At 33.4% G+C, this 26,666-nt stretch carries 22 protein-coding genes; 11 read left to right on the forward strand and 11 right to left on the reverse strand.

Annotated elements, in window-relative coordinates:
* Positions 1 to 155 precede the first annotated feature (155 nt).
* Positions 156 to 740 (reverse strand): histidine phosphatase family protein, encoded by a 585-nt coding sequence (locus ABUA27_RS05395; RefSeq protein WP_129980646.1) that lies wholly within the window; start codon positions 738 to 740, stop codon positions 156 to 158.
* 82 nt (positions 741 to 822) lie between these two features.
* Here ABUA27_RS05395 and ABUA27_RS05400 point away from each other — a divergent pair, with 82 nt between their 5' ends.
* Genes ABUA27_RS05400 through ABUA27_RS05420 form a run of 5 tightly spaced genes read left to right on the forward strand, consistent with a single transcriptional unit; the run spans position 823 to position 4,401 of the window.
* Positions 823 to 1,221, forward strand: coding sequence for a MerR family transcriptional regulator (locus ABUA27_RS05400; protein WP_129980647.1), 399 nt, complete (start codon positions 823 to 825; stop codon positions 1,219 to 1,221).
* Positions 1,222 to 1,229: 8 nt separating this feature from the next.
* Entirely contained in the window at positions 1,230 to 1,493 is a 264-nt protein-coding gene (locus ABUA27_RS05405) for an RDAC family protein (protein WP_129980648.1), read from the forward strand.
* Positions 1,493 to 1,873, forward strand: a complete 381-nt coding sequence (locus tag ABUA27_RS05410; protein WP_129980649.1) for a GntR family transcriptional regulator — start codon at positions 1,493 to 1,495, stop codon at positions 1,871 to 1,873. The genes ABUA27_RS05405 and ABUA27_RS05410 overlap by 1 nt, the downstream gene beginning before the upstream one ends.
* Positions 1,866 to 2,756 carry an ABC transporter ATP-binding protein gene (locus ABUA27_RS05415; protein WP_287968997.1) on the forward strand — a complete coding sequence of 297 codons (891 nt, stop codon included), beginning with the start codon at positions 1,866 to 1,868 and terminating at the stop codon, positions 2,754 to 2,756. Before ABUA27_RS05410 ends, ABUA27_RS05415 begins: the two co-directional genes overlap by 8 nt.
* Positions 2,728 to 4,401 (forward strand): hypothetical protein, encoded by a 1,674-nt coding sequence (locus tag ABUA27_RS05420; protein ID WP_349820373.1) that lies wholly within the window; start codon positions 2,728 to 2,730, stop codon positions 4,399 to 4,401. The genes ABUA27_RS05415 and ABUA27_RS05420 overlap by 29 nt, the downstream gene beginning before the upstream one ends.
* Before the next feature lie 698 nt (positions 4,402 to 5,099).
* Here the strand turns inward: ABUA27_RS05420 and glgB are convergent.
* The 3 genes from glgB to ABUA27_RS05435 form a co-directional block, all read right to left on the reverse strand.
* The gene (glgB, locus tag ABUA27_RS05425) at positions 5,100 to 6,875 is read right to left on the reverse strand and encodes a 1,4-alpha-glucan branching protein GlgB (RefSeq protein ID WP_349820374.1); all 1,776 of its coding nucleotides are present in this window, start codon (positions 6,873 to 6,875) and stop codon (positions 5,100 to 5,102) included.
* A 128-nt stretch (positions 6,876 to 7,003) separates the two neighbouring features.
* The gene (locus ABUA27_RS05430; RefSeq protein ID WP_129980653.1) at positions 7,004 to 8,029 is read right to left on the reverse strand and encodes an NAD(P)H-dependent amine dehydrogenase family protein; all 1,026 of its coding nucleotides are present in this window, start codon (positions 8,027 to 8,029) and stop codon (positions 7,004 to 7,006) included.
* 34 nt (positions 8,030 to 8,063) lie between these two features.
* Entirely contained in the window at positions 8,064 to 8,921 is an 858-nt protein-coding gene (locus tag ABUA27_RS05435; RefSeq protein ID WP_129980654.1) for a MerR family transcriptional regulator, read from the reverse strand.
* An 87-nt stretch (positions 8,922 to 9,008) separates the two neighbouring features.
* Here ABUA27_RS05435 and ABUA27_RS05440 point away from each other — a divergent pair, with 87 nt between their 5' ends.
* Positions 9,009 to 9,875, forward strand: a complete 867-nt coding sequence (locus tag ABUA27_RS05440; RefSeq protein ID WP_349820375.1) for an alpha/beta hydrolase — start codon at positions 9,009 to 9,011, stop codon at positions 9,873 to 9,875.
* A 33-nt stretch (positions 9,876 to 9,908) separates the two neighbouring features.
* Here ABUA27_RS05440 and ABUA27_RS05445 read toward each other — a convergent pair whose 3' ends face one another.
* From ABUA27_RS05445 to ABUA27_RS05470, 6 genes are all read right to left on the reverse strand, one after another.
* A complete protein-coding gene (locus ABUA27_RS05445) occupies positions 9,909 to 10,640 on the reverse strand; it encodes an SWIM zinc finger family protein (protein ID WP_349820376.1) in 732 nt (243 codons plus the stop codon).
* Between the two features lie 3 nt (positions 10,641 to 10,643).
* The gene (locus ABUA27_RS05450) at positions 10,644 to 13,214 is read right to left on the reverse strand and encodes a DEAD/DEAH box helicase (RefSeq protein ID WP_287845192.1); all 2,571 of its coding nucleotides are present in this window, start codon (positions 13,212 to 13,214) and stop codon (positions 10,644 to 10,646) included.
* 72 nt (positions 13,215 to 13,286) lie between these two features.
* A complete protein-coding gene (locus ABUA27_RS05455; RefSeq protein ID WP_349820377.1) occupies positions 13,287 to 14,765 on the reverse strand; it encodes a glutamate synthase subunit beta in 1,479 nt (492 codons plus the stop codon).
* A 2-nt stretch (positions 14,766 to 14,767) separates the two neighbouring features.
* Positions 14,768 to 19,279, reverse strand: a complete 4,512-nt coding sequence (gene gltB / locus ABUA27_RS05460; protein ID WP_349820378.1) for a glutamate synthase large subunit — start codon at positions 19,277 to 19,279, stop codon at positions 14,768 to 14,770.
* A gap of 162 nt (positions 19,280 to 19,441) precedes the next feature.
* Positions 19,442 to 19,576 carry a hypothetical protein gene (locus tag ABUA27_RS05465; protein WP_349820379.1) on the reverse strand — a complete coding sequence of 45 codons (135 nt, stop codon included), beginning with the start codon at positions 19,574 to 19,576 and terminating at the stop codon, positions 19,442 to 19,444.
* A gap of 292 nt (positions 19,577 to 19,868) precedes the next feature.
* Positions 19,869 to 20,564, reverse strand: coding sequence for a GntR family transcriptional regulator (locus ABUA27_RS05470; RefSeq protein WP_349820380.1), 696 nt, complete (start codon positions 20,562 to 20,564; stop codon positions 19,869 to 19,871).
* Positions 20,565 to 20,651: 87 nt separating this feature from the next.
* Here ABUA27_RS05470 and ABUA27_RS05475 point away from each other — a divergent pair, with 87 nt between their 5' ends.
* Both ABUA27_RS05475 and ABUA27_RS05480 read left to right on the forward strand, forming a co-directional pair.
* Positions 20,652 to 21,470 (forward strand): HAD family hydrolase, encoded by an 819-nt coding sequence (locus tag ABUA27_RS05475; RefSeq protein ID WP_330041656.1) that lies wholly within the window; start codon positions 20,652 to 20,654, stop codon positions 21,468 to 21,470.
* Positions 21,471 to 21,485: 15 nt separating this feature from the next.
* A complete protein-coding gene (locus ABUA27_RS05480) occupies positions 21,486 to 22,352 on the forward strand; it encodes an NAD(P)-dependent oxidoreductase (RefSeq protein WP_349820381.1) in 867 nt (288 codons plus the stop codon).
* Here the strand turns inward: ABUA27_RS05480 and ABUA27_RS05485 are convergent.
* Positions 22,349 to 23,446, reverse strand: coding sequence for an alanyl-tRNA editing protein (locus tag ABUA27_RS05485; protein ID WP_349820382.1), 1,098 nt, complete (start codon positions 23,444 to 23,446; stop codon positions 22,349 to 22,351). The genes ABUA27_RS05480 and ABUA27_RS05485 overlap by 4 nt on opposite strands.
* Before the next feature lie 142 nt (positions 23,447 to 23,588).
* Between ABUA27_RS05485 and ABUA27_RS05490 the strand changes: the two genes are divergently transcribed.
* The 3 genes from ABUA27_RS05490 to ABUA27_RS05500 all read left to right on the forward strand — a co-directional run bounded on the left by ABUA27_RS05490 (position 23,589) and on the right by ABUA27_RS05500 (position 25,936).
* Positions 23,589 to 24,935 carry an MATE family efflux transporter gene (locus ABUA27_RS05490; RefSeq protein ID WP_303352676.1) on the forward strand — a complete coding sequence of 449 codons (1,347 nt, stop codon included), beginning with the start codon at positions 23,589 to 23,591 and terminating at the stop codon, positions 24,933 to 24,935.
* A 109-nt stretch (positions 24,936 to 25,044) separates the two neighbouring features.
* Positions 25,045 to 25,323: an autorepressor SdpR family transcription factor gene (locus ABUA27_RS05495; protein ID WP_006506773.1), complete on the forward strand. Its 279-nt coding sequence runs from the start codon at positions 25,045 to 25,047 to the stop codon at positions 25,321 to 25,323.
* On the forward strand, positions 25,310 to 25,936 hold the full coding sequence (locus ABUA27_RS05500; RefSeq protein WP_287968974.1) for an SdpI family protein: 627 nt from the start codon (positions 25,310 to 25,312) through the stop codon (positions 25,934 to 25,936). Before ABUA27_RS05495 ends, ABUA27_RS05500 begins: the two co-directional genes overlap by 14 nt.
* Positions 25,937 to 26,666 lie beyond the last annotated feature (730 nt).

Consider the following 26,666-nt stretch of genomic DNA (forward strand, 5'->3'; position numbering starts at 1 on the left):
TAACTAAACTATAATATTCAATTATTCTATTTTTTCTAAATTATTCAAACTTGTTTTTAAGTTTGTCTTTTTTTATACGTTTTGATTGATTTTTGTTTCACACTTCATCCTCCTGTCTTATTTATCATACTAAAAAAAGTTCCAAAAAGGAACTCTTACATGAAACTACTAAAATCATGATTAATGATTTCTTTACAAGAGAAGATTCCATCTTCATACGTACATATAAAGATAGCACAGTTCTTAATACCCTTCTTATAGTGAGCTACATTATATTCTTCAAAGTTTTTAATAAAGTTGGCACAAGCAGCTCCATGAGATACAACAAGGACATTATCACCTTTTGTATTTTCCATGATTTCTGTAATTGTCTTTACAACTCTTTTCTGTACTTCATCCTGTGATTCTCCACCATAAGTTTTAAAGTAATCTAAATAAGGAAATGGTGGATTAAGACATTCATCTTTTCCTTCAAAGACACCAAAGTTCATTTCTTTTAATCCCTTTAAACGTGTATAAGGCATATTATGATGTGTCACTATTTCAAGTGTATCACTTGCTCTTTCACTTGTGCTGCAATAAGCATCATCAATCTGAATATGATTGTCATCAAACCATTTTGCAGCCACTTCTGCCTGCTTAATTCCAATTTCTGTAAGAGGTGCATCACACCATCCCTGAATCTTATGCTGTAAATTAAATAAAGTCTGTCCATGACGCATTAAATAAAGTGTTTTCATTGTAATTACTCCTTTATATTTGTACAATAAAATTATAAAACATGGGAGTTACTACCGTGCAAGTAAAAAAGGAGTATTTTTTATGTATACAATGAAAGAAGTTTGTCAGATTGTTGGATGGAGCTATGAAACGTTAAAATATTATTGTAAAGAAGGGTTAATCCCTAACGTAAAGAGAGATAAGAATAACTATCGTGTCTTTGATGAGAATAATATTGAATGGATCAAAGGCTTACAATGTTTAAAGAAATGTGGTATGAGTTTAAAGGATATGCGCATGTATCTTGATTATTGTATGCAGGGTCCTGCTTCTATTCCTGAACGTGTAGATATGCTTAATGAAACAAAAGAAGATCTAGAAAGAAGACTATCAGAAATACAAGAATCTTTAGACTATATTGAACAGAAAAAAGAACTCTATAGAGATATGCAGGAAGGTAAGAAGCCTTATGTAAGTTATGTATATCATGTAGAGAATTAGGTGATACTATGATAGGTAGAGTAGATTTTAATATGATTATAGATTTGAATCATTTATTGAAGAAAGAAGGGTATGATTATTCTGTTCATTCTATTGGTGGATGTGCAAGTTGTGGTCTTAATTTGAGATGTGAGGGAGAAGAAAGTGATTTAGAAGATGTGATGAAGGTTATAAATGACTTTCTTAAGAAGAAGTGGTTAAAGGCTGTCCCTAGTTTAGAAGATCCCTATACTCTTGGTATCATCTCTACATTTCATAAGGAGGTCAAGTGATGTTTCAGTTAAACTATCAAAGTCATAAATCTCTCTATGAACAGATTGTAGATAATATTAAAGAACAGATTATGACAGGTGTATTAAAAGAAAATACCCAATTACCAACAGTAAGAGAACTCTCTCAACTATTAACTATTAATCCTCATATAGTTCAAAAAGCATTTCAGACATTGGACCAGGAAGGCTATATCTATACAATTGCGAATAAAGGTACTTTTGTATCATCAAGAAAACATGTAAAGATAGATGAACAGAAAGTCGATGATATGATTCAGGTGATTGTAGAAGGTTATAAAGAATTAATCCACATGGGTATGACTCAAGATGAAATACATAATAAGATTTTAGAATATATGAAAGGGAACCCTCATGATTAAAGTAAAAGATTTATATAAAGTGATTGATGGAGAGGTTGTCCTTGATCATCTCAATATGCAGGTAGAAGAAGGGTCTATCTATGGTTTGATGGGTCCTAATGGAGCAGGTAAAACAACACTCATTAGACATCTGGTGGGTGTTTTAAAACAGGATGCTGGAAAGATCTTTATAGAATCACAGCCTGTTTATGAAAATATAGAAATAAAAAGAAAGATAGGCTATATATCTGATGAGATGTATTTCATAGAAACAAGCTTAGAAAGAAATGCGAAAGTCTATAAAGACCTCTATCCATCATGGAATCAAGAAAGATTTGAAGAACTCTACAAAACATTTAAATTAAATCCTACAAAGAAGATACAGATATTCTCTAAAGGAATGAGAAAACAAGCATCATTTTGTTTAATTATGTCTACAATGCCTAAATATCTTATTTTAGATGAACCTATAGATGGATTAGATCCAATCGCAAGAAAATTAGTCTGGAAATATATTATTGATGATGTTGCCCAAAGGGATCTAACAGTTCTTATTTCTTCTCACAACTTAAAAGAATTAGAAGGGATAGTGGATCATGTAGGTATATTGTATAAAGGTAAGATTATGAAGGAATTTGATTTAGAATATATTCAAACGCATATTCATAAAATACAGGTTTCATTTGGAGATAAAGAAGTTCATTTAGATGATTTAAATATTGCGTATCAGGAGGAAAGAGGTTCAGTAAAAATATTGATTATTGAAGACTCTCTTTCTAATATTAGAAAGGTTATAGGAGATCAATCTCCTCTTATCTTTGATATACTTCCTTTAAGTCTGGAAGAACTCTTTATATATGAAGTAGGAGGAGAAGATGATGATATCCAAAAACTCATATTTTAATAAAACCTTCTTTAAAAACCTTATGAAACGTTTCTGGATCATTGGTTTAGGGATGATGGTATCCTATGTTTTATTATATCTTTATCCTATCTACCAGGGTGCAAGTTCAGAGGGGTATCAATACTATGCAGCATATCTCAAGGGATCTTATTTTATAGGTAATCTTATTATCTCTGCTATTGCGATACTTACAAGTGTGGCTTTACTCTATTTCTATCATAACCGTACAGCCTCTACAATTATTCATTCTATGCCTATTAAAAGATCAGAACTCTATTGGACATCTTTTATTGCGGGAATGATTTTAATGTTTATACCTCTTATTCTTACAACAGGGATACTTATATTCTATGGTAAAACAATTCCTTTATATTATAGAGAACTTTCAATCAACCGTTGTCTGAGCTGGTTTTTGATTCAAAGTGCAATCATATTCTTTGCATATGGCATTACACAATTCTGTGGTATTATCACGGGTAATCTCTATACGCATTGTATATTAGGAGTATTTTTTAATAGTTTACCTTGGCTTAGTTCACAGTTTTTTACTATTCTTAAATCAGCCTTTACTTATGGTGTAGAAGAGCCTTCTGTCGCTTTTGAGAACTATTCTACTGCCTTCAATTATGTATTAAATCTAGAAAAATGGCTCACATTGCGTACTCTTGCTTATTTGATTATTTATATTGCGATAGGCATCAGTTTGGTCTTTATTGCCTACTTCATTTATAAACGTGTTAAATTAGAATACATCGGTTCTTCTGTGGTTTTTGACCGTTTAAAAGATATAGTTGTCATTATAGGGACTCTTGTACTCTCTTCATTTGTGACATTCTTATTTATATCCAATGAAACATCTATTCATACAATGCGTATCACTTTTGTGATTATAGGTATCATTGATTCATTTATAGGTTACTATATTTCAAGAATGATTGCAGATATGACACTTTATGTCTTTAATAAGAAGAACTTTAAGAAGTTTATCATCTATCTTGTGGTCTTCTCACTCATGTGCGTCTTCTTTGTATTTGATATCACAGATGAAGAAAATAAGATTCCAAAAACAGGTACTGTATCTTATGTGACATTCAGTTCTGATTATTCAGGTAATCAGGATGTTAGATTGAATGATTCTGATTCTATTGATATTATTCATGATATACATAAAGATATCTTAAAAGCACCACATAATTCTAATGATTCTTCTCATTATTTCAGCATTACTTATCATCTCGTAGATGGTAAAACACTCACACGTTCCTACAACATATCACAGGACTGCTTCGATAAATATGTGAAGGATGATATGAAGTCTCTTTATACAAATGTCTCTTATATGAACCAGATCTTTAGAAATATGCATTGGGTAGAAGTATCTGTTATGAACTATACAGATGATACAACAGAAGATACAGTCTATTTAAAAGAAGATGACTTTAGAGGTTTGAAATATGCCTTAAGAAAGGATTATGAAACTCTTTCGATGGATACTATTTCAGATGCAATTAATAATTATAATTATAGTATTGAAGTCATTAATGATGCAGATTATGTACTCACTTTCTATATTAATAAGGATTTTGAGAATACAGTGACATACTTTAAAAAGAGAGGTTATAAATTAGTGGCGAAAAACTCATAGGCTTGCCTATGGGATGAAAGCCACATAATTTTTACTTGAGTTAAGCATAAGGGTAAGTTTAATAAGAAAAAACGTGTTGGCAGGTCTATAAAGAATAGATGCCCTTCTGGGTTTCAGGCTGCTGTAGAAGAAAAATTCAAGACCACAGGTGGTACATATATAGAGGTGCCTAATGATTATAGAGCATCACAATATGACCATACAGCAGATGATTACATAAAGAAGAAATTATCTGACAGGATGTATCATTAGCAGATGGAACTCTAGTACAACGAGACTGGTATTCATCATTTCTGTTGTACTGCTATGATTACGTGACTAAGAATATAGATAGGGACAGATGTATTTCAGAATTTGAAAAGTGTTACAGTAAGGAAGAAGCCTTAATTAAAAGAATTAAGATTAATAGAATCAAAGTATTGAATAGTGGAATCAAAATAGTATAAAATAAACATAAGGGAGATTGATTATACTTCCATATCGTAAGATAGAAATTTACCGTTAATGTGGTCGCTGGACTGCTTGGTAATGAAAGTTTTGATTCAAATAGATTTACACTTGTAACTCCAAAGTCTGAAAATGATGTACGATTACAAGCTACACTTGGCAATCAGAACCCCACGGGCTTGCCCGTGGGAGTAGTCAGTATAGAAAGATATTTAAGTGAAAAGACGTATCACCAAATAGGTGATACGCTTTTACTTTACAATATAGAATTGTGCACTATAGGCAGGTAATGTCATTTCTATTTCATTTTTTATATGAATTTCTTTATCTAGATTATGTGATTTACCACTATATAATTCATTATCTGAATTTAATAGAAGATTCAATGTTTCAGGTTGATCTACTTTATAAGTATATGTCTTATCTACATTATGGAAGTTAAAGAAAGCGACTATTGTTTCTTTATCACTCATACGTTTAAAGACATAAATACAATCCTGTTCCTGATGACAATCTACCCATTTAAATCCTTTTTCACTAAAGTCATACTGTGATAAAGAAGGATGTGTCAAATAGATGTTATTTAATTCTCTCATGAAATGAAGGAAAGAATCATGTATAGGATACTTCAATAAGAACCAGTCTGGTTCCTTTGTTTCATCCCATTCTCTAAACATCGCAATCTCATTACCCATGAAGTTAAGTTTCTTACCAGGATGCGCAAACATATACATATAAAGTGCTTTGACCTGTGCAAACTTCTCTTCATACTCACCATACATCTTATCAATAATAGTCTTCTTACCATGTACCACTTCATCATGTGAGAATGGAAGAATAAAATGTTCATTATAGAAATACATCATAGAGAATGTAAGCTTATGATAGAAAGAAGGTCTTTCTTCTGGAGTCTTCATAAAGTAATCTAATGTATCATTCATCCAACCTAAATCCCATTTATAATCAAAACCTAAACCACCTTGGTCAACAGGACGTGTTACACCTTGATAAGAAGATGAATCTTCGGCGAAAAGAAGAGTATGAGGCACTCTCTGTTTAAGTCCTCTATTAAAGTTCTGAACAAAGCGAATCGCTTCTCTGTTTTCTCCACGACCACTATTACCTTGCCAGTAAATAAGATTACCAACTGCATCTAGTCTTAAACCATCAATATGATATTCCTTTAACCAGTAATAAGCAGAAGAATTCAAGAATGAACATACATCACCACGAGAATGCTGGAAATTACATGTACCCCATTCACTCTTACCTACTGCATCATTAGGATTATTATAAAGAGGTGTATCATCATAGTTATTCAAACCAAATCCATCAATCGCAAAATGAACAGGTACAAAATCAAGAATAACCGCAATATTATTTTCATGACACTTCTCTACAAAATATCTTAAATCATCAGGCGTACCATAACGAGATGTAGGCGCAAAATAACCAGTAGGCTGATAACCCCAGCTTAAATCATTAGGATATTCATTTAAAGGCATGATTTCTAAGAAGTTATAATGATTCTCTTTTAAATAAGGAATAATTAAATCAGCCATTTCACGATATGTATACCAGTCATCTGCTTTTTCACCTGGTTTCTTCCAAGAACCAAAATGCATTTCATACACATTAATAGGCATATCTTCACTAAATCTTTGATTCATCCAAGCATCATCACGGAATGTATACTGATTCATATCAAAAATAATAGATGCATTATTAGGACGTACTTCACTTGTATACATATAAGGATCACAGTGATCTACAAAAGACCTATTATTATAAATACGATACTTATACATCTGTCCCGCTTTCGCATTTGATATAGTCGCTTCAAAGAACTGCCCATTTCCACAACGGTTCATAGGTGTTTCCTGCCAGTCATTAAATTCGCCAATAACTGCCACATGAGATGCTGCTGGCGCATATGTTCTAAAAGTTACGCCATTCATATGAACAAAAGCACCTAGATACTTATAAGTCTCAAATTCCTGCCCATTATAAAAATTATTAAAATCCATATGTTACCCTCCAATTTCTCTACTTTAATCATAAGATAATTAGAAGAAAATTTCATCTGACATTTTAAACGATTTGTTTGGAATTACACATGTAAAAACCCTCCACTTAAGGGAGGGTTTGGTGATGATTATAAGTGATAATCCATAGGATATGTTAAGTATTCTAATGTATCTAACTGATCAACAGTGACAACACCAGCTGGTGCTCTAAGTAAACTAGGAATTCTATTTACTATAGTAGCACATGTATGTTCTACTGTAGCTGGTTTAACTACATGGAATTCAGTATCTGGTTCGCCAGTAATCTTCCAATCACACATATCACCATCATCAGGACCATAGACCTTACCAATGCACTGTGTTTCAATAATAGGCCCCTGGAATGTTTCTGTAGTAACGACTGCAGCCATACCAATACAATTTCCTTTTGGAATTGTTTCACCCATTGTTTCAGAATACAAATCAGTATCATGGAAATAAGGCACACATTTTTGTGTCTGTGACTTAATAGTCCATCCCATACGAGATGCGAGAGCTTCATTTGAGTTCCATACATAAGATGGTTCAATTTCTTCAGGATGGGCAATTGTTGCTTCAAACTCTTCAGGTGTTAAACCTACACCATGTGCTTTCGCAAGGGCTAAACCATATTCTTCTACATTATAGCTAACTGCCCCTTCAATCTTAGTAATAGTATGACAAGAACCAGCTACTAAACCAACCATGTTCACCCAGAATGTATCTTCCATACCACTACCTACAAATGTACATCCTGTTTCTTTCGCAAGAACATCTAACTTATTCATTCTTACTGGATCAGTTGTCCATGCATCTGTTGCTTCTTCACATGTAGTGATGACATTAATACCTCTACTTAAGCATTTTTCAAAATGATCAAAACAATCACTCACAAGTGAGAATAATGTCACAACTGCAACATCAGCATCACAATTATCCAATACTTCATCGGCATCACTACTGATCTTTACACCAGTCTTAATACCTAGTTCTGCATAATCACCTACATCCATGCCTACAATTGCAGGATTATTATCAATGGCTCCGACAATCTGCGCACCTTTCTCATACAAATAACGTAAGATGTATTTACTCATCTTACCACAACCATACTGTACAACTTTAATCTTTTCCATATGAAATACCTCCTAACTAAAGGATAAACCCTCATCAATGATGAGGGTCAACCTTTTTATAGGCAATTGGGACTTGTAATCTTAGATACATAGAACGTTCATTATCTTTAAAGAATGTGAGTTCTATTAATACTTCACATATATAATCACCAATCACTTCATAATTATTTTCCATACAATACTTTAGTAATCTTCCTGCATACTCTTTCTCATTATTAAAATCATCCATATAGATACAAGCATACATACCACTTTCTAATGTCTGTACAGATTCCTTTTTTGGAAAGTGTTCATCTACAAAAATAAATATATCATGAGTAATAAACTCTTGTTTCAGGAATCTCTTTCTTTTAAGAAAAGTTCCCACATTACAATAATAGACTTGGGGAAGATGTTCTTCTAATAATTGATCTTTGAATTCTTTAAGTATTACCTCATACCCATCCTGATCATAATCATAGAAGTTCTTATTCACTCGTTTGGCATAGATGTGACGTTCATCAATATACTCAGTTGTCAAAGTGCCAGGTGTAGGGGATTTACGGTATCTTTCAAGAGAATAGATTGTACGTTTAATTGCATCTCTTTTGCGTAAAATATCATCCATCTCTTTCTCTATAGAACGCTGTTTCTTAATCAGTATTGCTTCTATAAGAGTAGGATCTTCTTTATCCAACAATTCCTTGATTTCCTTCAAGTTCATTCCTAACTCTTTCATATACCCTATTAGATCAAGTCTTGCATTCTGCTTCATATCATAATAACGATAACCTGTATCTTCATCAATATAGATAGGTGTCAATAATCCCCATTTATCATATAAGCGGAGCGTATTAATACTCACATGATTAATTTTAGCCATCTTCCCAATAGAAATTAAACCTTCATGCATACAATCACCTCCTTCTATAATTCTACCATTTTTAGAAGACTAACTTGTAAGAAAAATGTTAGAATGGGGAAAAGAGGGGGTTAAGGTATGTCTATACTTACTGATACAATTAGAAAACAGTTCAAAGAAGGGGATAATATCAGAGATGAAGATTTGACTACGCCTGATACAGTTCAACGATTTGATAATATTCTTTATGGTGATGATCCAGAATGGAATACAATGGATCTCTATATTCCTAAAGAAGAAAAAGAAAAACTTCCTATTATTATCAGTTTCCATGGTGGAGGCTGGGTTTATGGAGATAAGGAAAGATATCAATATTATTGCATGAGTCTTGCAGAAAGAGGTTTTGCGGTCATTAACTTTACTTATCGTCTCGCACCAGAATTCAAACATCCTGCACCTCTTGAAGATATGAATCAAGTTGCTCATTGGATCATGAATCATGCAAAGGATTATTTTTTAGATACAGAACATATATATGGTGTAGGAGATTCTGCAGGAGCGCATTTACTAGTTCTCTATACATCTATTCTTACAAATAAGGAATATGCTTCTACCTATGACTTTAAAGTACCAGAAGGCTTTCAATTTAATGCGCTCGCATTAAATTGTGGTGCTTATAACATCACGCTTGAAACAGAATTGACAGGAGAACTTATGAAAGAATATCTACCAAATGGAGGAACAGAAGAAGAATTTAAAGCAATCGATCCAAAACAATATATTACTTCAGACTTCCCTCCATGCTTTGTGATGACAGCAGAAGGGGACTTCTTAGTAGAAGATGCACTTACAATGAGTCAAGTACTAACTCATCATAATGTTCCTCATATGTATAAATATTATGTAGGGGACAAACCTCTTAATCATGTCTTCCATTGTAATATAAAACTCAAGGAAGCAACACAATGTAATGATGAAGAATGTCAATTCTTCAGGAAATATTAAAAGGTTATTCGAGCGAATAACCTTTTTGAGTGTTTACTTTAATCCAAACAATGTTTCAATACATGAATCATCTATAACTCTATCTGTCACAGGCATATCTGCATGTTTTAATAAAGAGTCTACATGGTCTTTAATTGTCACATCTACAAGTTTATTGACATCAATACCTCTGAGTTCAAAAAACAAGAACGGATTCTCATCTAATTTAGCACCTATACCATAAAGTACTGCAGCGACATGTTTACACATAATAGCCCAGTCAGGGCAGCTGCAATTAAAACTAATTTCTCTTTGAGAAGGAAACAAACCATGCTTTGATAAGAATAGATCTTTTAAGTCTTCGGGAAACTCTCCGTTGAGAAGCTGCTGGAGATTCTGAATCTGTGAACTGCATTGATCTATAATCTCTTCACATACATCTTCTTTAAGCGGGCTAATATTAATTTCTACCTTATAAGGTGTTCTTCGTGTACCTTGTACACGTGCTTTTACTTTACCTTTCACAATTTGTAAATCAATAACAGCACCTGTTTTTACATATCTTTTTCCACGTGTAAGGCGGCTAGAATAATCTGCATATTGTTCGATATTCTGACACCAGGCAATACCCCACCAGCTCTTTGCGATTTGTCTACCTTCAATCACTATTGGGTGCATTTCTTTCCCTTTACTTTTCGCATTATTCACACTTTGTTGGGCTTTTCTCTGTAGTTCTCCCACACTGATCTGTGAATATTGCATACTTGTTTTCCAATATCTTCCCATATGCTACACATCCAATCTGAATAAATCCAATAATTCTTTTGTATCCATTTCAGTAATCCATTTTTCCTGTCCAGTCGCAAGTATAGATTCAGCAAGTTCCTGTTTTGATTCAATGATCTGATTAATCTTTTCCTCAATTGTCCCATTTGAAACAAGCTTATGCACAAAGACTTCTTTTGTCTGTCCAATACGATATGCTCTATCACTTGCCTGATTTTCTACAGCTGGATTCCACCAGCGGTCAAAATGAATCACATGATTTGCGGCAGTAAGATTAAGTCCTGTACCAGCCGCTTTAAGTGATAACACAATATAAGGGACATACTCATCTTCATTATTGAATTTTTCTACAATCTCTGTACGTTTCTTGGCAGGAATACCACCATAAATAATATATCCCTTCTTATGGAATATAGATTCTAGATAATCTGATAATGGTTCACACATTTCCTTATATTGCGTAAATACCAATACTCTTTCTCTCTTCTCATAGATTGTTTCACATAACTTCTTCAACATCGCATACTTACCACTATCTTTTGGATTGAAGTTGGTATCATGAATAAATTGATCAGGATGATTACAAATCTGTTTAAGTCTTGTAAGTAAACCTAATACAACACCTCTACGTTCCATTCCTTCTGATTCTAGTATTAAATCTTCTGCCTTTTCTACTTCCTTACGATATAAGACAATCTGTCTCTTAGAGAGATCTACATGTTCAGTAATTTCCATCTTGTCAGGTAAATCAGAAATAATAGATTTATCTGTTTTTAAACGTCTTAAAATAAAAGGGGAAACCATCATCTTTAATTTAGTTATATATTCAGGATGGGCTTGTACTTTCTTTGTATAGTTCTTAAAATCTGTAGCACTTCCTAATAATCCTTTATTTAAGAAATCAAATAAAGACCATAAATTAGATAAATCATTTTCAATCGGAGTCCCTGTCATCGCAATACGCATTTTGCTAGGAATCTTCTTAATAGCCTTTGTCTGTTTTGTAGCGGGATTCTTTATAGCCTGTGCTTCATCTAAAATCAAACAATCCCATACACGTTCCTGTAGATATTCATTGCGAAGAGCCATTCCATATGTTGTAATAGTCGCAAAACAATCTTCATCTAAAATATTCGTTTTACCATGAAGTATATGATATGTCATACGAGGCGCAAATTTATCTATTTCCTTTGACCAGTTACCAAGCAAGGATGCAGGCACAATCAATAACACATGGCTCTCTTTATTATTCTCATACATCTTCTCTAAGAAAGAAATAACCTGTATTGTCTTACCTAATCCCATATCATCTGCAAGACAAGCACCAAAACCCAAATCATTCATTTGATTCAGCCAATTATAACCGTTCTTCTGATAAGGACGAAGTGTGGCCTTTAAATACTTAGGCTTAGCCTTATTTCTAATCTTTGATGGGTTCTTTAACTGTCCTAAAGTCTCTCTTAACCACTTACCATTAGATATCTGTACACCTAAATCCACATCTACATTATCTTCATCAGATATATATGTCTTTGTGAGAGCTTCTTTTAAAGTGATTGTACCATCATATTTTTCCATCTGTTCAAGAAGCTGTTGGAGTTTATTATGATTGATTTCTACCCACTGACCCTTTAACCATCCAAGACCTTCTTCCATCTTTAATAATTCGCTGATTTCTTTTTTAGACAATGCATGTCCATTTACTATGAGTGAAGGCTGTGCTGATAAAATAGATTCAAAACCTAATAGAGAAGGCTTCTTTTCCCCGATATTTACATTGATCTTAACTGAAGAATACTTCTTCTTCCACCAGTTTGGTACTCTACACTTAATACCAGATGCTTCAATATCCGGAACACTTTTAAGTAAAGTATAAGCTTCTTGACTTGTTAATCGGATAGGATGAAACAAATCACCTGTTTCCATGAATTTCGCAATTAAACCTATTTTCTGTGCAACATCATTGAGACATGATAATAGATCTAATAATTGTTTCTGATCATTCTTGTATTCAATAAGTGCATGTTTTAAAGGCATATGTACTATTCTATTTTCTACATCTTTTGTTGCATATGTGGCAAGAAATGCGAAAGGAAACTCAGTATCTTCCTCATTCTCTACTAAATGAAAATAAATTCTTTTTGCAGCCTTTAAATCCTGAGACTTTTCTTGAAGATACATTTGTGCTGTACCTTTATAGGATGTCATATCCTTTTTAAATTGTTCATTTAAATGTTTAATATTATTTTTAATCCATCTCTCATTGATATATTCTGTACCAATCGCAAATGGAATCATAGACATAAGATAATCTAAATCATCATCAGATAATTCTATGATTGTCTCTTCTCTTGCAACTTCTAATTCAGGACTACGGCTTAATACTTCAATAAACTTCTGTGATAGTTGATATAAATAAAAAGCACTTGGAGTCAGTCCTTTCAAATTATTTTTGAAACCTAACTCATAAAGAGCTGCATACTTATTCTCTTTAAACAATTCAGCCCATGCTGAATCTTTCGCTTCATCAATATGAAAACTATTTTTAGTAAATATGAAATTGAGTTGATCCATAAAATGTACCTCCTGTATTTATTCTAACATACAAAAAGAGGTTGCAACAATTACTGTTGCAACCTCGATATTTTATAACCCTGTATATCCCATTAAATCAAAGTCTACCTGCTTAGCAACGTCACGGCCTTCTCTAATAGCCCATACGACTAAAGACTGACCTCTACGGACATCACCTGCACTATATAACTTACTAATATTAGTATGATGATCATTTTCATCACATTTTACAGTATTTCTTGCATCTAATTCTACACCAAATGCATTAATAACTGGTTTTTGTGCCCCGATAAATCCTGCTGCAATAAGCACTAGATCACAAGGTACTGTCTTTTCACTACCAGGTACCTGTTCAAATGAACGACAACCATCTTTCACTACAGTCTGTAACTTTACAATCACAGCCTGTTTTACATTACCCTTACTATCAAGAATAAATTCTTTTACTGTACTATTATAAACACGAGGATCTTCACCAAATACCGCAATGTTTTCTTCCTGTCCATAATCAGTCTTCTTGACTAAAGGCCATTCTGGCCATGGGTTAGAATCCGCTCTAACAAGTGGTGGTTCAGACATCATTTCTAGCTGTAATACAGACTTTGCACCATGTCTAATTGCTGTACCAACACAGTCGTTTCCTGTATCACCACCACCGATGACCAATACATTCTTACCTTTCGCATTAGGATACTGTCCATCCTTGAATTCACTATTTAATAATGACTTAGTCACCTGAGTTAAATAGTCTACAGCGAATAGAATATTATTACCTTCTCTACCAGGTACATTAATATCTCTAGGTTCCTTAGCACCTACTGCAAGAATAACTGCATCGTATTTATTTAATAATTCTTTTGCCTGTTTCTTAGTTGTAATGTCTTTATTCGTAAAGAACTTTACACCTTCCGCAGTCATCTTATAAATACGACGATCAATGATATTCTTCTCAATCTTCATATTAGGAATACCATACATTAATAGTCCACCTAGACGATCTTCTCTTTCATATACATCACAATTATAACCACGTTGATTAAGTGTATCTGCAGCAGCTAAACCAGCAGGACCTGAACCAATAACCGCAATCTTTTTACCTACACGCTTTATTGGTGGTTTTGGTTCTTCTAATAGATGTTCATAAGCATATTCAATAATCGCATGTTCATTCTCTTTTGCTGATACAGCTTCACCATCTAAAGAACATGTACAAGCTTTTTCACATAATGCAGGACATACTCTAGAAGTGAATTCTGGGAAGTTATTAGTCTTCTTTAAACGTTTATGAGCCTGTTCATACTTACCTTTAAATACTAAATCATTCCATTCAGGAATTAAATTATTTAAAGGACAGCCAGAAAACATGCCTTTAATCTTCTGGCCGTACTGACAAAACGGAATACCACAGTCCATACATCTTGCACCCTGTTTCTGCTGTTCTTTAGTAGATAAAGGGATATGGAATTCATCGAAGTTCTTAATGCGTTCTGTAGGAGGAACCTCATAAGATGTCTCACGTGCATAATCTAAAAATCCAGTTTTCTTACCCATGACTATTTTCCTCCTTTCATAGCTGCATTAAATGCTTCTACCTTAGCCTGATCTTCATCTAGACCCTGTGACTGATAATAAGCAATCAGATCCATCATCTTCTTATAATCATGTGGAATGATCTTCTTAAACTTACCAATATATGTCTTGAAATCATCTAAGAACATCTCGGCTTTCTCTGAACCAGTATACTTATAATGATTTTCAATTAATTCTCTTACTGTTTTAATATCATATGGCTTATTGACTTCAGAATATTCTACAAGTGCACCATTTAATTTTTCATATAAATCATTATTTGGATCATAGATATACGCAATACCACCACTCATACCAGCAGCAACGTTTCTACCTGTTTCACCTAAAATAACAACTAAACCACCTGTCATATATTCTAATGCATGGTCACCGACACCTTCTACAACAGCCTTAGCACCAGAGTTTCTTACACAGAAACGTTCACCAGCAACACCATTGATATAAGCTTCACCACTTGTTGCACCATATAAAGCAACGTTACCAATAATAATATTGTCTTCAGCTTTGAATGTAGCTTCATGAGGTGTCTTCACAATAATCTTACCACCAGATAAACCTTTACCTAAGTAGTCATTAGAATCACCTGTTAATTCAAGTGTTAATCCCTTAGGAATAAAGGCACCAAAGCTCTGACCACCTGCACCAAATGCATGTACTGTAATTAAGTCATCCTCTACAAAATCACCTAAAGTCTTAGTCATATGAGAACCTAAGATAGTACCAAATGAACGGTCTGTATTAGATACTTCTACAGATACTTCTGTCTTCTTATGAGACTTGAGAGCTTGTTCTAATGTTTTTAATAATACCTTTGTATCAAGTACTTCATTTAATTTGAAGTCATATACATGAGCTGGATTAAAGCAGTTATGTGCATCGTTTGCATATGTGCTATCTAAGATCTTAGATAAGTCTATATGATACTGATCTGCAATATCCTTCTTCTTTAATAAGTCAGTATGACCAACCATTTCATCGATTGTTTTAAATCCTAGCTGAGCCATATATTCACGCATTTCTTCAGCAACAAACTTCATGAAGTTTACTACATATTCAGGTTTACCTGTAAATCTCTTACGTAAGATAGGGTTCTGAGTTGCAACACCTACAGGACATGTATCTAAGTTACATACACGCATCATAACGCATCCCATAGTAATAAGTGGTGCTGTCGCAAAACCATATTCTTCTGCACCAAGTAAACATGCAATCGCAAGATCTCTACCAGTTAATAATTTACCATCTGTTTCGATTACGACACGATCTCTTAAATCATTCATGATTAATGTCTGATGTGCTTCCGCAAGACCTAATTCCCAAGGAAGACCTGCACTATAAACTGAGTTTCTAGGTGCTGCACCAGTACCACCATCATAACCAGAAATAAGAATAACCTGAGCACCCGCTTTCGCAACACCTGAGGCAATAGTACCAACACCTGCTTCAGATACTAACTTAACACTAATACGTGCTTCTTCATTCGCATTCTTTAAGTCATAGATTAACTGAGCTAAGTCTTCAATTGAATAAATATCATGATGAGGTGGTGGTGAAATAAGTGATACACCTGGAGTACTATGACGAGTCTTCGCAATCCAAGGATAAACCTTACCTGCTGGTAAGTGTCCACCTTCACCAGGTTTTGCACCCTGAGCCATCTTGATCTGAATTTCACTAGCAGAACATAAGTATTCACTTGTGACACCAAAACGACCACTTGCTACCTGTTTAATAGCTGAACATGTTGAATCACCATTAGGGCGAGTGACAAAACGTTCTGCATCTTCTCCACCTTCACCTGAGTTACTCTTACCATGTAATCTATTCATTGCGATAGCCATTGTTTCATGCGCTTCTTTTGAAATAGAACCATAACTCATAGCACCTGTCTTAAAACGTTTCACAATGTTTTCTACAGGTTCCACCTCTTCTAGAGGAATAGGTTTTCTCTTACTGAAGTCGAAGTCTAATAAACCACGTAAGTTAATACCTTCTTCTTCCTGACCAATAGTTTCAGAGAATTCCTTAAATAACTTATAATCACCTAAACGTGTGGCCTGCTGTAATAAGTGAATTGTCTTAGGGTTATAAAGATGGTTTTCTTTATGACTTCTTTCTTTATGGAATCCTCCAGAATCAAGTGTAGGATTTACATCATATCCAAGAGGATCAAAAGCCTGATTATGTAATGCATTTACATCAGCTTCAATATCTTTTAAAGTAATACCTTCAACTCTACTTATTGTATGAGGGAAGTATGTATCAATAACTTCTTTAGAAATACCAATGGCTTCAAAGTTCTGAGAACCACGATAAGACTGTAAAGTAGAAATACCCATCTTAGAAGCAATCTTAACAATACCAGAAAGTACAGCATGATTATAATCTTCTACTGCAGCATAGTAATCCTTTTCTAATAAACCATCTTCTACAGCCTGATGAATTGTATCCTGAACAAGATAGGCATTAATAGCACTTGCACCATAACCAAGTAATGTCGCAAAATGATGTACTTCTCTTGTTTCACCAGATTCAATAATTAAAGCCATCTTCATTCTCTTCTTAGTACGTACTAAATAAGAGTTAACACTTGCGACTGCAAGTAATGCTGGAATAGCACAATGGTTATCATCTACACCACGGTCTGAAAGAATAATAATGTTTGCACCACGATGATATGCTTTATCTACTTCAATAAAGAGATGATCTAAAGCTTTCTTAAGAGATGTATTCTTATAATAAAGTGTAGAAATAGTTTCACTTTCAAAATCATCTGTATGAAGATGTTTTAACTTAAGAATATCTGTGTTTGTAAGAATAGGATTATGAATATGTAATAAACGACAGTTATCAGGTGAATCATTTAAGATATTTCCTTCGGCACCAATATCTAATGAAGTAGATGTGACAATCTCTTCACGAATAGAATCGATAGGAGGGTTAGTGACCTGGGCAAATAACTGTTTAAAGTAATTAAAGAGTGGCTGATGCATAGTGCTCATTGCCGCAAGAGGGGCATCATTACCCATAGCGATAATAGGTTCATTACCATTAGTAGCCATTGGAATAATATAGTCTTTAATATCTTCATACTTATAACCAAAAGCAGTCTGTAATGTTTCTAGCTTTTCATCACTAATGACTTCTACTCTTTCATTAGGAATCTTTAAATCCTTTAAGTATGTGAGATGTGAATCAAGCCATTCACCATAAGGTTCCTTTTGTGCATAATAGTCCTTTAATTCGTCATCATTAATAAGAACGCCCTTCTTAGTATCTACAAGAAGCATCTTACCAGGACGTAAACGATCCTTAACCACAATATCTTCTGTAGGAACATCTAAAGAACCTACTTCAGAAGACAAGATTAAATAAGAGTCTTTAGTAATATAGTAACGAGAAGGTCTTAAACCATTTCTATCAAGTACAGCACCCATTAATTCACCATCAGAGAATAAAATAGAAGCTGGACCATCCCAAGGCTCCATGACTGTAGCGTTATAAGCATAGAAATCTTTCTTCTTTTTAGACATAGAAGGATTGTTTTCCCATGGTTCTGGAATACACATCATAACAGCACGAGGAAGTTCCATACCACTCATAACTAAGAATTCTAATGTGTTATCTAACATTGCAGAATCTGAACCATTTACATCTACAACAGGGAATACCTTTTCTGTATCTAATACATCACATTTCATGTTTTCTTCACGAGAAAGCATGTTGTTCGCATTACCTCTAATTGTATTAATTTCACCATTGTGGACAATAAAGCGGTTTGGATGTGCTCTTTGCCATGATGGATTTGTATTAGTAGAGAAACGAGAATGTACTAATGCAATCGCACTCTTATAATCTTCATCCTGTAAATCACTAAAGAAACTTCTTAACTGTCCTACAAGGAACATACCTTTATATACAATAGTACGGCTAGATAATGAACATACATAAGTATTTTCATTACTCTGTTCAAAAATTCTTCTTGCTTGATAAAGAAGACGATCAAAAGGAAGACCTACTTCACAATCATCAGGTTTCTTTACAAAACCCTGCATAATATAAGGCATTGCATCAATAGCTTTAGTACCTAATACCTCTTTATGTGTTTCTACCTTTCTCCATCCAAGGAAAGTCATACCTTCCTTAGTAATAATCTTTTCAAACATAGTCATTGCTTGATGTCTTTCTAGTTCATTCATAGGGAAGAAGAACTGACCTACACCATAATGACCTTCCTTAGGTAACTGGAAATCCTTTACACTCTTCTTAAAGAATGTATAAGGAATCTGTGTGAGGATACCAACACCATCACCTGTTTCTCCCTTTGCATCCTTACCTGCTCTATGCTCTAACTGTTCTACAATCTTTAACGCATTTGATACTGTCATATGCGTTTTTACACCTTTGATATTAACAACTGCACCAATACCACAGTTATCATGTTCAAAAGATGAATCATATAAACCTTTGTTCATGCACACACCTCCTATATAAGTGAAACTATATTACAAAATATTTTTATCATTGTAAAGAAAAATTGTTAATAAAGTTGTAAAATGTTTTTAAATTTATGAATATACGAAAAATAACATAATATACCTTCATTAAAGCGAAATAGCATAATAAAAAGAAAGCCTTTACGACTTTCTTGTGATAATTTCTTCTTGGATATGCTTAATACGATGATACATACCTGGATGATCATAAGAGGTATATTCAATGAAGTCTGCAGGATACAAATCTATATCATGATAATGATAAAAATCAATCATTTCATATTAAAAACTTCCTTTATTCATTGCTGAAATTAAAAAATATATAAAAATCATTGGTATTAATATTGAAATGCAAGCGCATACGTACTATAATACCCATAGAATCTAGAACGCAAATAAATGACTGCTTAAAATTGCAGAAGGACAAATATTATAAAACCATTTCTCAATTAATGCCTATCAACTTATTGTCATTCCTAAATACTGCGAATATATAATCCGGATTGTTCCTCACTGCATGTTGCCTCTAGATAAGAAAAAAAAGAACCCTGCGAGGTTCTTTTTTTTTTTAGTCTACATTAGATGCATAGAAATTAGTTGTCTTATAGTTATACACAATACGTGATACATTAAATAACTGTCCATTAGAAAGATGTACATAATCTTCTACTTCTAATGCTGGACTACCTTCTTCTAATCCTAGAATAGAAGCTTCCTGTGCACTTAACTGTTTAACATGGAAATACTTATCTGCAAAACCAATACTTAACTTTAAATCATTCTTAATATAACTATAGATTGACTGACTTGCAATACGACGATCAAGTGAAGGAACAAGATCCTTATTATAGTAAGTAAATTCAATAGCCATTGGAACACCATCCATCTTTCTTACTCTTTCAATATAATAGATAGGTGTAGTGAGTTCACATTGCATACGTTTTGATAGTTCTTCTCCAGCCATCATAATATGGAATCCCTTGACATCAGTAGTAATCTTATGACGTGGGGCATTCTCAGTAATACCACAAGAACCATTCATCCATAAAGAATCATCATCTCTTGTATGACGTACAAATACACCACTTCCCTGAATAGAGAATAGAGTACCTTGTTTCTTTAAAGTACGGATCGCATTTCTAATTGTATTTCTGCTTACTTGATACTGTTCAATTAACTGATCTTCTGTTGGTAGCTTATCAGTATATTCATTTTTTTTTATTTTGTGGATAATATCTTCCACTACTTCTTGATATTTAGACATTTTTTCATCACCGCCCACATATTAACATAACCTAACTTTTTGGTCTAGTGCGAAAATAGTGATATAATGCATTTTGAGGTGAAAAGTATGAATTTTACACAAATTAAGATGATTATTTGTGATATGGACGGTACTTTGTTGGATAATCAGAAGAATTTACCTCCACATTTTAATCAAATATATAAGGAATTGTATGATAGAAATATCATTTTTGCGATTTCATCCGGAAGACAGATGGGAGAAGTGAGAAAGTATTTTAAAGGAAATAAAACTATCTACCTTATGGCTGAAAATGGTGGCTATATACAACATAACGGAGATACGTTATTTGCAGACTATATGAACCAGGAAGATGTATGTAAGCTTACAAACTGTGTGAATAAGCTTAAAGGCACGGCTCCTATGTTAAGTGGTAAGAAGGCTATGTATGCATTCAATAAAGATAAGGAACTTATAAGTAAGCATACAAGTCACTTTAATATTACTTATGTAGATACAATAGAAGATATTGATGATGATATATTTAAAATTACAGTCTGTGACCCTATGGATCCAGTGAAGAATTGTTTGGAAGGTCCTTTGTCTCGTATTAAAGGTTTTGAAGTGAAGCCATCAGGAGACTGTTGGATTGATATTAATAAGAAGGGACAATCTAAAGCAGATAGTGTTGTCTTCTTACAAAAGACATTAAGTATATCAGAAGAAGAAACAATGGTATTTGGGGATGCTGATAATGATCTATCGATGTTCACACATGCTTATTATAGTTTTGCGATGAAGAATGCAGATCACTTTATACAAAGTAAAGCACGTTTTGTAACTCAAGAAGATAATGATCATGATGGGGTCATGAAGACAATACAGAAGATGATTGAAAATGAAGATGGATTATTGATTAATATATAGAGGAGGAGATATAAAATGAAAAAGATTGGATTTATTGGTTTAGGTATTATGGGGTTGCCTATGGCAGGTCATTTAATGGATGCAGGTTATGAAATGCATATTTATGCAAGACATCCAGAAAAGGTGACATCTTTAGTAGAGAAGGGGGCTACACTTCATTCTACAATTCATGATTGTGTGAAAGATGTAGATGCAGTTATGACTATTGTAGGTTTTCCACAGGATGTAGAAGAAGTTTATTTTAATGACAACAACATTCTAGATTCAGTAAAGGAAGGTACATATCTTATTGATATGACAACTACATCACCTACACTTGATCAAAGAATATATGAAGAAGGTAAAAAGAGAAATCTCCATGTATTAGATGCACCAGTCACTGGTGGAGATACAGGCGCAAAGAATGCGACTCTTTCTATTCTTGTAGGAGGAGACAAAGAAGATTATGAAGCATGTCTTCCTTTATTTGAAGCTATGGGTACTAATATTAATTATCAGGGTCCTAGTGGTTCAGGGCAGCATGCAAAGATGGCCAATCAGATCATGATTGCAGGGGCATTATCTGGTGTATGTGAAGCACTCACATATGCATCTAGTAAAGGTTTGGATTTAGATGTTTTATTAAAGTCTGTGTCTACCGGTGCGGCAGGAAGTCATCAGTTAGATGCTTTTGGACCTAAGATTTTAAAGGCTGATTATCAACCAGGATTCTTTATGAAACACTTTATTAAAGATATGAAACTTGCTGATGAAGAAGCCAAAGAATCAGATATGACACTTAATGTATTAGAAACAGTATTAAAGAACTATCAGGAATTAGAAAAAGAAGGCTATGGTGACTTAGGTACACAAGCTTTAATGAAGTATTATAAAAAGCCCTAAGAGAGGGCTTTAAGCAATTCAGTCTTAGAAGCAGGGGTAAATCCCTGGATCATCTCTTTTGATCCTCCACCTTTGCTTTTAAGGCTTTTTAATTGTGTTAATATATCTAATGCATTTGATGTAGAACCTATGACATAACGATAACCTTTCTCATCATTTCCTACAAATACACCACCTGTACTATAAACATGGACGAGGTGATTAGTCACTTCTCTTTGATTTATAGGTAAACAGTCTTCTACAAATAAATAAGCATGATCACATAAAGAAATCATATGTTCTTTCTCTAGTTGTGCATATTTGACTTCTAAAGCTGTTTTTTCTTCATACATCTTATTGACTTGTTTTACAAGTGTTTGATTGTTGGAAGAGAAAAGATGATAAAGTGATTCAAGATGATCAAAATCATCCTTAAAACGATGATAAGCACGTTCACCAAATAAGAATATAAAACGTGTTCCTCGAGTTGTATGAATTACTTTGATGATCTTGAATACGCCTAATTCACCTGTTCTTTTTACATGGGGTGCACAACATGCACATATATCATAATCTTTGATCTCTACAATACGTACTTTACCTTCAATCTCTTTCTTAGAACGATAAGAGATGCTCTCTAAATCATCAGGATAGAAACAATGAATCTCTTTATTCTCATAGATAGCTTGATTCACTTTCTCTTCTATTACATCAATATCCTTGATATCACCATCATATTCTACTTGTCCTTCTTCACTATTTAGATGGAAACTCACATTATCATTACCATATAAACTATGCACAATACCAGAAAGAAGATGTTCTCCCGTATGATTTTGCATAAAAGAATAACGTCTCTTCCAGTCAATATGACCTTCTATTTTATCTCCTACATTGAAGTGATGCTTCATAACATAATGGATAATCACATCATTCTTAATCTGTACATCCTTGACAGGAATATCATTAATAGTCCCTAAATCAGATTCCTGACCACCTTCCTCAGGAAAGAAAAGTGTCTGGTCAAGAATGATTTCATTCTTATTTACTTCTACTACTGTTGCCTTGAAATCTGTACTATAAGGCATTTCATCATATAATTTTATTGTTTTCATATATATCACCTTTATTATTCTAACATAAACACTTGACCGAGAGGTACTACCGAGTGTTAAAGTGTTTTCATAATTTGTGAGTTATGAATTATAAATATTAATTTGTGTTAGAATAACACAGAAAAAGAAGGGAGAAATTATAGTGGATAAAAAGAAAACATCAGTCAATATGCTGGAGGGTTCAATATTTAAGAGTTTAGTTATCTTTATGATTCCAATTCTTATATCAAACATCTTCCAACAGTTCTATAACACAATGGATACTGCCATTGTAGGAAATACTTTAGGAATGACATCACTTTCTGCCATTGGTTCATGTGCAGCGGTCTATGACTTATTAGTAGGTTTTGCGTTAGGTATTGGGAATGGGTTATCTATTGTCACTGCAAGAAGCTATGGTTCAGGAGATGAAGAACTCTTAAAGAAATCAGTTGCAGCTAGTTTTGTGATTGGTATTATATCTTCTATTGTGATTACTATTATTGCCTCTATTGGAATCAAACCATTACTTATTGCAATCAATGTATCACCGGACTTACTAAATGAAGCTTACAGCTATATTATTGTGATTGTACAATTCTTAGTCGTTATGTTTGCCTATAATCTATGTGCAGGGTTATTACGTGCTATAGGGAATAGTTTAATGCCTTTAGTGTTCTTAATCATATCATCAGTATTAAATATCGGTTTAGACTTATTCTTTATCACACAGCTTCATATGGGTGTTAGAGGAGCAGCAGTTGCGACAGTTATTGCTCAGGGTGTATCAGTCGTATTCTGTTTGATTTATATCTTTAAGAATGTCCCATTACTCGTACCAGAAAAGAGACATTTTAAATTTGATGCAGCTCTTTACAAAGAACTATTAGGACAGGGATATTCTATGGCTGTTATGAGTGCGATCGTTAATGCCGGTTCAGTTATCTTACAGTCAGGTATCAATGGTTTAGGAAGCAAGCAGATCATTGCAGGTCATACTGCTGCAAGAAAACTTTATATGTTCTTTAATATGCCATTTACTGCCATGGCTCAAGCAGCAAGTACATTTGTATCTCAAAACAAAGGTGCAGAAAATGTATCACGCATTCGCAAAGGTATGAAACAGATGTATATCTATGATGTCGTTGTAGCCGCAATCGCAACCGTTATTCTATTATTAAGTGCCCCTACACTTGTAACATGGATTTCTGGTACAACGGACAAGACAGTCTTATATAATGGTTCACTTTATTTACGTATCGTAGCCCCTAACTATGCAGTATTAGGTATATTAATGCAGACAAGATTTGCTTTGCAAGGTATTGGACAGAAGATGTTACCACTTGTATCTAGTGTTATTGAATTAGTCGGTAAGATCATCTTCGTATTCGCACTTATTCCAGTCTTTAAATATATGGCTGTCATCTTCTGTGAACCAGTCATCTGGGTCGTTATGACAATCTATCTATTAATCGTATTCTGGAGAGATCCATTCATTAAAGAGGCTTAGGCCTCTTTTCTTGCAATACCTATTTAGAAATATTTCTAAATAGGTATTGCGTTTCTTGGTATTTATTGTATAATCTATTTAGAAAGTTATCTAAATAGGTGGTGAACATATGTTTGAGAAAACATTTAAAGCACTCAGTGCACCAGTAAGAAGAGATATTCTTAACTTATTAAAGAAAGGAAGGATGTCTGCAGGAGATATCGCTGCACAATTTGATATGACACAGGCCACTGTCTCATATCATTTATCGATATTAAAATCTGCAGACTTAGTAAGAGAAGAAAAAGATAAGAATTATATTTATTACGAAATTAATGCGACTGTGTTTGAAGAAATGTTGTTGTATTTTAAGTCTTTTTTAGGAGGAAATGATGATGTTGAAGAATAAATGGTTTAAGTTTAGTTTGGTATTGTTTCTGTTGCCACTTGTATGTATATTAGTGACTTATAATAAGTTACCTGCACAAGTTGCAACACACTTTGATTTTCATGGTACACCTGATGGGTATATGAATAAGTTCTTAGGTTTATATGGTGTGTGGGCGTTTATGTTATTGCTTCATATATTCTGTACCTTCATGACATTTAAGGATCCTAAAAAGAGTAATATACCAGAAGTAGGATTAAGAATCATATTAATGATCTGCCCAGTTATATGTTTGATGGTCACTCTACTTATTATTACATATAGTCTAGGCTATCGTTTTGATATGACATTTATTATGAATATAGTAATAGGGCTCATCTTTATTATTTTAGGTAATTATTTACCTAAAATAAAAAGAAACTATACTATAGGTATTCGTACTTCATGGGCATTAAATAGTGATGAGAACTGGTCACGTACACATAGATTTTCTGGTTATGTGTTTGTATTGAGTGGAATGTTGTATATTATCTTTAGTATGTTAGGTTATATGTATATTGGATTAGGTATTATACTTATATCTAGTTTACTATGTTTTGGATATAGTTATAGTTTATACAGAAAGGGGATTTAGTGGTATACCACTAAATCTCTTTTTTTAATAGCATTTTCTAAAACTGCAAATTGGTGCATAAAATACAAAAGTAGTGTATAGTAATGGATGGGTAAGGGAATAGCTCATACCAAAATCCGATTTCCTTACCATGATCACCGTAGGTGATCTTTTTTTTATGAATTGAACTTACCTTGCGTATGTGTAGTAGAAAAGTGTGTAAGGGTAACTTCCACTGTAAGAGTTAATTCGACTTCTTTATGTTTAAGTGGAATTTAGCTTTACATTTTAGGGGGGGAGCATCTGTTCATTTTGAATGTTTTTTTAAATTTTTTAACAGAAATAATGAGAAATTTATAAATAAAAAAAGAAAAATTTAATAAATGCCTCTAAAAAGGCGCTGTCGGAGGGCTAACTGTTAATATAATTATTTAAAAGAGTTATAATAAAGGAGTAAATAAATTCAGATGTTAATAGTAAAAAAAGACAAATAAAAAATGCTACCGAAGTAGCATTTGATACGTCATCTAAATGACAATCGGGAAACCCGACATTTAAGCATAAGCTTTATTTTAACTCGTTGTGTTATTTTGAACTGTATCAAAACTATTTGTTTCGACACTATTAGCATAATCACTTTTTAGGAGGATGTCAAGGTATGAGCCAAAATATTGTAGACAATATGAAATGACGAGGAGGAAACAAAAAAAGTAACTCTCCTTAATTGTTCAATCGTGGATTTACCATTATA

It is taken from the genome of Catenibacterium sp. RTP21428st1_D7_RTP21428_210409 (assembly GCF_040227455.1).
GTDB lineage: Bacteria > Bacillota_I > Bacilli_A > Erysipelotrichales > Coprobacillaceae > Catenibacterium > Catenibacterium mitsuoka_A.

Bases quoted from the DNA above. Each gene is read 5' to 3' on its own strand.
- ABUA27_RS05470 (WP_349820380.1), bottom strand. From the start codon at position 20,564: ATGTCTAAATATCAAGAAGTAGTGGAAGATATTATCCACAAAATAAAA.
- ABUA27_RS05485 (WP_349820382.1), bottom strand. From the start codon at position 23,446: ATGAAAACAATAAAATTATATGATGAAATGCCTTATAGTACAGATTTC.
- ABUA27_RS05465 (WP_349820379.1), bottom strand. From the start codon at position 19,576: ATGATTGATTTTTATCATTATCATGATATAGATTTGTATCCTGCAGAC.
- ABUA27_RS05450 (WP_287845192.1), bottom strand. From the start codon at position 13,214: ATGGATCAACTCAATTTCATATTTACTAAAAATAGTTTTCATATTGAT.
- ABUA27_RS05415 (WP_287968997.1), top strand. From the start codon at position 1,866: ATGATTAAAGTAAAAGATTTATATAAAGTGATTGATGGAGAGGTTGTC.
- ABUA27_RS05495 (WP_006506773.1), top strand. From the start codon at position 25,045: ATGTTTGAGAAAACATTTAAAGCACTCAGTGCACCAGTAAGAAGAGAT.
- ABUA27_RS05395 (WP_129980646.1), bottom strand. From the start codon at position 740: ATGAAAACACTTTATTTAATGCGTCATGGACAGACTTTATTTAATTTA.
- ABUA27_RS05410 (WP_129980649.1), top strand. From the start codon at position 1,493: ATGTTTCAGTTAAACTATCAAAGTCATAAATCTCTCTATGAACAGATT.
- ABUA27_RS05455 (WP_349820377.1), bottom strand. From the start codon at position 14,765: ATGGGTAAGAAAACTGGATTTTTAGATTATGCACGTGAGACATCTTAT.
- ABUA27_RS05500 (WP_287968974.1), top strand. From the start codon at position 25,310: ATGTTGAAGAATAAATGGTTTAAGTTTAGTTTGGTATTGTTTCTGTTG.
- ABUA27_RS05430 (WP_129980653.1), bottom strand. From the start codon at position 8,029: ATGGAAAAGATTAAAGTTGTACAGTATGGTTGTGGTAAGATGAGTAAA.
- ABUA27_RS05445 (WP_349820376.1), bottom strand. From the start codon at position 10,640: ATGGGAAGATATTGGAAAACAAGTATGCAATATTCACAGATCAGTGTG.
- ABUA27_RS05400 (WP_129980647.1), top strand. From the start codon at position 823: ATGTATACAATGAAAGAAGTTTGTCAGATTGTTGGATGGAGCTATGAA.
- ABUA27_RS05405 (WP_129980648.1), top strand. From the start codon at position 1,230: ATGATAGGTAGAGTAGATTTTAATATGATTATAGATTTGAATCATTTA.
- ABUA27_RS05440 (WP_349820375.1), top strand. From the start codon at position 9,009: ATGTCTATACTTACTGATACAATTAGAAAACAGTTCAAAGAAGGGGAT.
- glgB (WP_349820374.1), bottom strand. From the start codon at position 6,875: ATGGATTTTAATAATTTTTATAATGGGCAGGAATTTGAGACTTATAAG.
- gltB (WP_349820378.1), bottom strand. From the start codon at position 19,279: ATGAACAAAGGTTTATATGATTCATCTTTTGAACATGATAACTGTGGT.
- ABUA27_RS05475 (WP_330041656.1), top strand. From the start codon at position 20,652: ATGAATTTTACACAAATTAAGATGATTATTTGTGATATGGACGGTACT.
- ABUA27_RS05480 (WP_349820381.1), top strand. From the start codon at position 21,486: ATGAAAAAGATTGGATTTATTGGTTTAGGTATTATGGGGTTGCCTATG.
- ABUA27_RS05420 (WP_349820373.1), top strand. From the start codon at position 2,728: ATGATGATATCCAAAAACTCATATTTTAATAAAACCTTCTTTAAAAAC.
- ABUA27_RS05435 (WP_129980654.1), bottom strand. From the start codon at position 8,921: ATGCATGAAGGTTTAATTTCTATTGGGAAGATGGCTAAAATTAATCAT.